We start from the raw sequence: 8,246 nt of genomic DNA on the forward strand, positions 1-8,246 counted from the left end.
CTGATGGGAAGCTAGCGAGCCCGGCAGGCCTGGGTTGCGCTCTTAAAGGAGAATGGGAAGCCGGGAGCCGAACGCCACTCTGTGACCGAAGCCGGAAAACAGACCGGCGTTAGGGTCACGAATTGGAGAATGGTTCAGAACCGCAGGCGGGCAAAAACCCGTTCTGCGAACCGAGAAGCTTTAACCGATCGGCCCAAACGCCGGTCAAAACATAACCGAACCCAAGGAAAAGCCGCGAAAATAAGCGTTCTTGCCCTTGTGTTCTTTCATTGGAGATCACCATGAGCAGCAAATTCCAGCTCCTGATCAACTGCAAGAGCCGCGAAGGTTCAGAAGGTGTCGCAGTTGACGTCATCAGTCCAGCGACGGGCGAGAGCATCGGCAAGGTGGCTTATGGGGCGCCGGCCGATATTGCAGAGGCAATAGAGACTGCCCGCAGCGGGCTCCAATCCTGGCAGGCCGTGCCGGCTTGGGAGCGCGGACGTATCCTGAAAGATGCCGCCGGGATCATCCGGCGCGATGCCGACCGCATCGCTGAGATGCTGACGCTGGAACAAGGCAAGCTCCTTGCTCAGGCACGTGACGAGGTTTATCGTGCCGCGGGCTTTATCGAATGGTGCGGAGGACAGGCCCGCCGGATAGCCGGCCGGACCGTGCCGGGCCGACAGGCGGGCCAGCACATCGAGGTTTAACCACATCCGATCGGGGTTGTCGCAGCGCTCACGCCCTGGAATTTTCCGATGGCGCTTGCTGCGAAGAAGTTTTCCCGCGCGCGCGCCGCCGGATGCGCCATCATCTGCAAACCCTCTCCGGAAACGCCGGGCTGCGTGCTGGCCTTGGGCGAGGCTCTGCTGGAGGCGGGGGTCCACCCGGCAGCCCTCGCCGTTGTTTTGGGGACGCCAATCAGGTATCAACGCAGGTGATCGAGTCGCCCGTGATCTCCAGGATCACCTTCACAGGCAACATCCCGATCGGCAAACGCCTTGCCGCAGCGGCAGGCCTGCATATGAAGCCCGTGACGATGGAGCTCGGTGGTAATGCGCCTGTTGTTGTCTGCAGCGATGTAGATCCAGAGGCAACGGCGGAACTGCTGGTCCGCGCCAAGTTCACCAATGCCGGCCAGATCTGCCTCTGCCCGTCTCGCTTTTTTGTTGAGGAGAGCATTGCCGAAAGATTTGCCACCCGCTTCGCGGAGGTCGCGGCAAATTCGAAGGTGGGCGACGGCATGGACCCCGCCACCAAGGTCGGTCCCCTCGCCAACGAGCGCCGTGTAGAAGCCATCGCCCGCCTGGTTGACGACGCGCGAGACCGGGGTGCGCGGGTTCTTGCTGGCGGCAATCGTATCGGACATCACGGTTACTTCTATCCACCGACGGTTTTGACGAATGTTTCTGACGAGGCAGCCCTTCTTCATGAGGAGCCCTTCGGCCCGGTTGCCTAGATCCTGCCGTTCAGGGACGACGAGGCAATGCTTCACGCCGCAAACGGCCTTGAATTTGGCCTGTCTGCCTACGTGTTCACCCAGGTCGGCAAGTGTCAGCGCCGTCTGGTGGATGCACTTCAATACGGCGCGGTGTCGGTCAACAGCAGTCTCACACACTTGTGCCAGTCGCAGTGATCACGGCGTCGCGGCCTTTCATGCCTGACGTAGCGCCGTTCGTCACGGGCATCGCCGACAACGATCGTGGCTCCGGTCAGGTCAGCGGCTTTTTCCGGCGAGTGGACGAGTGCGGTAACATCGTAACGGCGGGCAATGGCCTGGCGGACGATGTGGCGGCCGGTCGGACCGGTGGCACCGATGATCAGGATTTTTGGGAGGTTGGTTGGCTTTGTTTCCGTTGGAGAGGTGAGCATGGGGGTGGGCGTGTTTTCGCCTTTAGGATTTCCGGATACGGTTGCGGTCGAATAGATCATGACGAGTGTCCTTGTTTTTGACGTGTGGGACGGCCTGCCTCAGGCGGAGGCCGCAGTTTCCAGAGCGAAGGCGCGATAGGAGCGAAGCGTGCGGCCAAGCAGCGTCGTCAGGCGCTCGACATCGCCGTCGTCAGACAGCATGCCATCGGTCAGGAACCGTTCGCTCATCATGCGCATGTCGTAGGCCATCCACGCGGGCATGAACTGCTTGAGGTTCTGCTCGAAGGCCGCCGTATCACCACCGCCATAGTTGATGGGGCGTCCCAGGACGTCCGACCAAATGGCGGCGATATCGGATCCGGTGAGTGTTTCGGGGCCGACCAGATTGATGCGGGTGATGGGAAGCGGCTGTGCCGCCTGTTCACGACGGAGCAGCTCCAGAGCCGCGATCTCCGCGATATCACGCACATCGATCATGGCGAGGCCCTTCTCCCCGACTGGCATCGGGTAGACGCCGTTGCTGGTGATGACATCCTTGATCGTCACATCGTTCTGGATGAAGTAGGCCGGGCGAAGGATCGTGGCGGCCATGCCCATTTGTTCGATCATACGCTCGACGACAAACTTGCCGGCGAAGTGCGGGACGTTCACGTAGACGTCAGCATGGATCACCGACAGGTAGACGATCCGCTCAATGCCAGCCGACCGTGCCACATTAAGGGCGATCAGAGCCTGGGTGAATTCGTCCGGTACGACGGCGTTGAGCAGGAAGAACGTAGAGACGCCGTCGAATGCGCTGCGTAGCGAGTCCACATCGAGGAGGTCGCCCTTCACAACGGCAACGCCGGCCGGAAAGGTTGCCTTGGACGGATCGCGAACGAGGGCACGAACGTCGGCACCGTGGTTGACGAGGTGCTGGATGACTTGCGCGCCGATATTGCCCGTGGCGCCGGTAATGAGGATGGTCATGGAAGTGTCTCCGGATGTGTGTGCTTGACACCCCGAATATGATTGGTTCAGAAATGACCCGACGACTAATTTAGACGCACCGTCCCACAGGTGGAACGCCATGGACCTGCTTGCTCTTGCGGACTTCAATCTCGTCGCCCGCCACGGCGGCTTTGGCAAAGCGGCCCGCGCCACCGGACGTCCGAAAGCCACGCTGTCGAGGCGCGTCACGGAATTGGAGGCCGCACTCCAGCTTCGGCTGTTCGAACGCGGCACACGCATACTCAAGCTTACGGAAGAAGGGCTGGCGCTCTACGAGCGAACCGCCGTCCTGCTGACGGAACTGGACGAGACTGCGGCGGCGATCGCATCGGGCGCGGAAAAGCCTCGTGGTCGATTGCGGATCAGCGCGCCGCTTCTGTTGTCGCAGACAGCCATGGGCAGGATTGCAGCAGGCTTCGCGCTGAAATACCCTGATGTCCGGCTTGAAATCACCACAGAAGATCGCGCCGTCGACATGATCGAGGAGGGGTATGACCTTGTCATCCGCGTCAACCCGGCGCCGGACGAGAGCCTCGTCGGTCGGGCCTTCCTGCATGACCGCCTGGTTGTCGTGGCACGTCCTGATCTCGCCCGTCCCGCCAGCAGTCAGTCAGTTCCCGGCGTGGTCCGGGGAGGGGGAAGCCAGGAGACCTGGAATGTCATGACCTCAGAAGGGTCTGCTAAGATCAGGATCGATCCCGTTCTCGTCCTGTCCTCCCTCATCATGGTTCGGGATGCGGTGAGGGCAGGCGTCGGGCAGCACGCCTGCCGATCTCGCTGGTGAGCCACGATATCGATGATGGGACATTGCAGCACTGGGGCGACATCGAAGGATCCGAGATCGCGCTCTGGGCGCTCTATCCATCGCGGCGTCTCTTGAGCGCGCGGGTCTCTGCCTTCCTCGATTTCATGAAGCAGGCCTTCCCCAAGGGAACACCTGAAGAACTTGCCGCCTATATCGGCGGGTAAGGTCGTACGCCTTACGCCGCAGCAGCGACTGCGCGCGAATAGGCGCCGGGCGGCATTCCCACATGCCGATTGAAGGCAACGCTGAAGGCGCTTGTCGATCCGTAGCCGACGCGTTCGGCGATTTCGGCCAACGCGATATCCTCCCGGAGAAACTCTTTCGCCAGCGCCATGCGCCATCCGGTCGCATACTCCATCGGTGCGACACCAACTTCCTTGCGGAAGCGATCGAAGAAAGTCGAACGGGACATGGCGGCTTCGCGAGCGAGTGTTTCCACCGTCATGCTTCGACCCGGGTCTTCGTGGATCCGGCGCAAGGTCGGCGCCAGCAGCGGATCGGCCATACCACGCAGGAGGCCCGGCGGCGCCTTAGCATTGGCTGCTGACCTTAGCGCATCGATGAACAGCACCTCGAGCAAACGGTGGAGAACCATCTCGCGCGCGGCACGGTCGGCCCTCGTTTCCTCGTTGATCATGCGGACCAGAGCCATCAGTCGCTCTTCGCCGTGAACATGAATGACCTCCGGCAGCAGCGACACGAGAAGAGCTTTGTCATCCGAGCCGAAAGCACAGTGTCCGACCAGAGCCTTGATCTCTGCCGGTGCTTCGGGGTCGCCCAGGCGAAAGACACCGGGGCTGGTCTCCAGACGCTGAGCAAGGGCGCCGCGCGGCGGCGGTTCCATACTGCTCATGGTGAACGAGAAGATCTTCGGGACCAGGACGAAGTCGCCAGCGGTCAGCATCATTGGATCGCGACCGGCAATGGTCATCAGGCAGCGTCCTTCGACGACCGCACAGTAGAAGGGGCTTCCAAGCTCTGTCCGCTCAACCAGCCATTGGCCACCGCCCGTCACCAGCTTTGAGATCGACGGGCTTGGCTTGAGTAGCGAAACAACTTCGGCAACCGGATCGGTCATCATTCGGACTTCCGCTAAACACTTTTGGACATATGCATATAGCAGGTCCGGGTGATTAGGTCCATCTTCAGCTCAGTCAAATGTCAGGAGACGGAACATGCCAAAGATCCTCATCACCGGTTGCTCGTCCGGTTTCGGCCTCGCCATCGCACAGAAATTCTTGAACGCCGGATGGGACGTGGTCGCGACCATGCGCACGCCGCGAAACGACTTGCTTCCGCCGAACGACCGGCTCGAAGTCCTGCCGCTCGATGTCACGAACCCGGATAGTATCGCGAAGGCGATCGGAGCCGCCGGCACGATCGATGCTCTGGTCAACAATGCCGGCGTCGGCATGCTCAATGTGCTTGAAGGTACGGAGATGTCGAAGATCCGGGAGCTGTTCGAAACCAACGTCTTCGGTGCGATGGCGATGACCAAAGCCGTTCTCCCGCAGATGCGGGCCCGTCGCTCAGGCGTCATCGTCAACGTCAGTTCCGCCGTCACGATAAGGCCGCTGCCAGCACTTGCGGTCTATAGCGCCAGCAAGGCGGCCCTCAACGCCTTCACGGAGAGCCTCGCGCTCGAGGCGGCTCTGTTCGGCATCCGCGCCAAGCTTGTCCTGCCTGGCTCGGCGCCGACGACCGGCTTCGGCAAGAATGCTGTCTCGCGCATGGGCATGGAAATTCCCGAGCCATATACCGCCTTCGTCCAGGACTACATGACGAAGCTGCGTTCGGGCACTGAGGTTACGACGGCGGAGGCGGTTGCAGAGGCCGTCTGGAGGTCTGTGACAGAGAACGACGCGCCGATGAAAATCCCTGCCGGCACTGATGCGGAAACCGCGTTCCGCGAAGCGGATCATTTGCTCGTCTAAACATCATCATCCGAAATCCACCTTTGAAGGTCCAGACCCATGAACAATCTGATCAATCTCGCGAAGCATATTCCGACGCCTGAAGCCACTCTCACTGTGGCCTACACGCCAATCCGTCTTCCGATGCCAGGGCACCAGCCGCTTGAACTGCGACTGACCGCGCCGGCAAACGGCGACAAGCTGCCGATCGTGCTGCTGTCGCATGGCTACGGTCCATCCAACTATATCCCGTCAAAGGACGGCTACGCTCCCCTTGTCCAGTTCTGGGCGGAGAGGGGATTCGTCGTCATCCAGCCGACGCATGCGAGTTCGCGGGTCGGCGGCCTACCATCGGACTCACCCGGCGCACCGTTCTTCTGGCGCGAGCGTGTCGAGGAGATGAAGGCTATCCTTGACCAGTTGCCGGAGATCGAACGGCAGGCTCCGGGCGTTGCTGGGCGGATGGATCATTCACGCATCGGCGCGGCCGGCCATTCCTTTGGCGGCCACACCGTCGGGCTCCTGCTCGGCGCGCAGGTGGATCGCGAGGATTTTTCCGATCCACGCATCACAGCCGGCGTTCTCCTGGCAACGCCGGGACGCGGCGGCAAGGACATGACGCCCGAGAGTGCTGCACGGTTTCCGTTCTTCGAGGTCGACTTCTCGACGCTCTCGACACGTAGCGTGGTCGTTTGCGGTGACATGGACAATCCGCATTTTACAACTCGCGGGCCTGAATGGCATGCGGATGCGTTCCACGATGCGCCGGGCGCCGAGGCGATGGTGATGATGCACGGCGTCGGACATGGCCTTGGCGGGATCGCGGCGCTCGATGCGAAGGAGACAGAGACTGAAGCACCAGACGTACTGGAAGCGACACGGCGTCTGACGCTCGCCTGGCTGCAGACGGCACTCGGGGCGGACGAGGGGGCTTGGCCGCGAGCTCGTCTTTCGCTTGAGCGTGAAGCGGCATCACTTGCGACGGTCACAGAGAAGCAGCTCTAGCCGCCGAGGCAAATCGGTAGGTTTGAAGCCGCGGCACGTTATAAATCACCGGGCGCCACGTGCGGGCGCTCAATGCAATCTGTGGCAACCGTCGATAGGGTGCTGTCACGTTGTTGGTGACTTAACGGTTGACGGATAACCGGACGTGATGAGCGCGCCAACCATCAGCTACAAGAACCACCGTTTCCCACCGCAGATCATCGCCCATGCGGTCTGGCTGTATTTCCGGTTTCCGTTAAGCCTGAGGCTGGCGGAAGAAATGCCGCTGGAGCGCGGGATAGTCGTGTTCTACGAACCGATCCGGCGCTGGGGCCGCAAATTCAGTGCGGCCTACGCAAAGCGACTACGCAGAAAGAGGCCGTCGGGTAAGGATACCTGGCATCTGGAGGAGGTGGTCGTGACGATCGCCGGTCGAAAACACTGGCTTTGGCGAGCCGTCGACCAAGATCGATATGTTCTCGACGAAATCGTACAGGTTCGTCGCGGCACCAAGGCTGCCAAACGATTGTTGGTCAGACTGCTGAAGAAGCAAGGCTTGGCGCCAAAGAGGATGATCACCGAGTAACTGCGCTCATACGGGCGGCAAAGCCAGATGTGATGCCGGCCGTTGAACATGGATCACACAAAGGCCTCAACAACTGTGACGCGTGCCATCTCGTGCAGGGACATCAGTGGTGAGATCGTTGATGTTCTGTCCTATCTGTCCTGGATGCGGACGGCGGCGAAACACGATACTTCTACGAAGATCGTTTGGGCACATCATGGCTACTTGCGAGACAGGGCAATGGTTCGTCCATCGATACCCTGAATTAAGACAGTTCTGGCCCATCAGTCTGAATTCAGCATTGTCCCGCCTTGCCGCCGACCTATGTGAGGCGACCACTGAGATATATTCAAGGGATAAGGACCACCCCTTTGCAGGAGCGATCATCCAGAAATGGCGGTCCTCCTCATTTTCTGGGGGCGGCTCCAAAATGTTCCGCCGGCGAAACTAGTGGACAGGCCGGGGGAGCAGCCAATTTCGACATGAACATGCATCTTGCTATGGAAAGAAGGCTCCGGCGGAAATTTGGCACTCTGAATACCCCCTAGATTTGTAGACGCCTTCTTTCCAAATTTTGAGGCAGGAAGAGCATCAAGCAGCGCCGAATTTACCCGCGGCTGGTGGCCAACCTACGAGGGTTAGCGGTGCCAAGCGTCGAATACAAAGGTCATTCGCGCCCCATCGGGAACACCAGATCCCTCGGCGGCGAGCGCGATGCAACTTGGATCAGGTGGGGTATGCCACTTCCCAGAAGGCCCTCCTCAAGGCGGCGACGGAGCGAGCCGACAAGCTTCGAGGCAAAAGGGCAAGCAGTTCGATTTAACGAGCTGCTGAAGGTGGCCAGACAGCGGCACCACCAACATCCGCAACACCAACAGCCACCGTTGCAGGCGGTGGCTCGGGAGCAACACCGACAGTCATTCGCCGCTATAGATCGTTCGATCTATGTCACGGACATTTCACGCGAAATACCCTCTGTGTTTGCTAAAAAGACGTCGCCAAACAGACTGTTGGCGGGTCGGACGGGAAAAACGGCCTGACCCGCCCTTATACATTGAGAGGCCGGAGCGTCTGTTATGATGCTCCGGCCTCGTTTGTCATTGGGGTGATCGCAACACCGCAATGGCTGAGGGCA

General features: G+C 60.4%; 5 protein-coding genes and 3 pseudogenes. 5 read left to right on the forward strand and 3 right to left on the reverse strand.

The genetic code is table 11. The features are described from left to right. Positions 1-281: 281 nt before the first annotated feature. Positions 282-1,618, forward strand: a pseudogene (locus EDE09_RS28810) (NAD-dependent succinate-semialdehyde dehydrogenase). Here EDE09_RS28810 and EDE09_RS27755 read toward each other — a convergent pair. Next, positions 1,561-1,914, reverse strand: coding sequence for an NAD(P)H-binding protein (locus EDE09_RS27755; RefSeq protein WP_348631335.1), 354 nt, complete (start codon positions 1,912-1,914; stop codon positions 1,561-1,563). The pseudogene EDE09_RS28810 and the gene EDE09_RS27755 sit on opposite strands and share 58 nt — an antisense overlap. Positions 1,915-1,953: 39 nt before the next feature. Next, positions 1,954-2,823, reverse strand: coding sequence for an NmrA/HSCARG family protein (locus EDE09_RS27760; protein ID WP_132413592.1), 870 nt, complete (start codon positions 2,821-2,823; stop codon positions 1,954-1,956). Between the two features lie 100 nt (positions 2,824-2,923). Here EDE09_RS27760 and EDE09_RS27765 point away from each other — a divergent pair. Further along, a pseudogene (locus tag EDE09_RS27765) lies at positions 2,924-3,813 on the forward strand (LysR substrate-binding domain-containing protein). A gap of 11 nt (positions 3,814-3,824) precedes the next feature. Here EDE09_RS27765 and EDE09_RS27770 read toward each other — a convergent pair. Next, the gene (locus EDE09_RS27770) at positions 3,825-4,727 is read right to left on the reverse strand and encodes an AraC family transcriptional regulator (protein WP_132413598.1); all 903 of its coding nucleotides are present in this window, start codon (positions 4,725-4,727) and stop codon (positions 3,825-3,827) included. 97 nt (positions 4,728-4,824) lie between these two features. Between EDE09_RS27770 and EDE09_RS27775 the strand changes: the two genes are divergently transcribed. The 3 genes and pseudogenes from EDE09_RS27775 to EDE09_RS27785 all read left to right on the forward strand — a co-directional run. Then, positions 4,825-5,583 carry an SDR family oxidoreductase gene (locus tag EDE09_RS27775; RefSeq protein ID WP_132413594.1) on the forward strand — a complete coding sequence of 253 codons (759 nt, stop codon included), beginning with the start codon at positions 4,825-4,827 and terminating at the stop codon, positions 5,581-5,583. A 39-nt stretch (positions 5,584-5,622) separates the two neighbouring features. Continuing rightward, positions 5,623-6,567 carry a dienelactone hydrolase gene (locus EDE09_RS27780; protein WP_132413596.1) on the forward strand — a complete coding sequence of 315 codons (945 nt, stop codon included), beginning with the start codon at positions 5,623-5,625 and terminating at the stop codon, positions 6,565-6,567. A 135-nt stretch (positions 6,568-6,702) separates the two neighbouring features. Continuing rightward, a pseudogene (locus tag EDE09_RS27785) lies at positions 6,703-7,206 on the forward strand (IS6 family transposase); the annotation flags it as partial. Between the last annotated feature and the right edge of the window lie 1,040 nt (positions 7,207-8,246).

This window comes from Neorhizobium sp. S3-V5DH, assembly GCF_004343065.1.
Classification (GTDB): Bacteria; Pseudomonadota; Alphaproteobacteria; order Rhizobiales; family Rhizobiaceae; genus Neorhizobium; species Neorhizobium huautlense.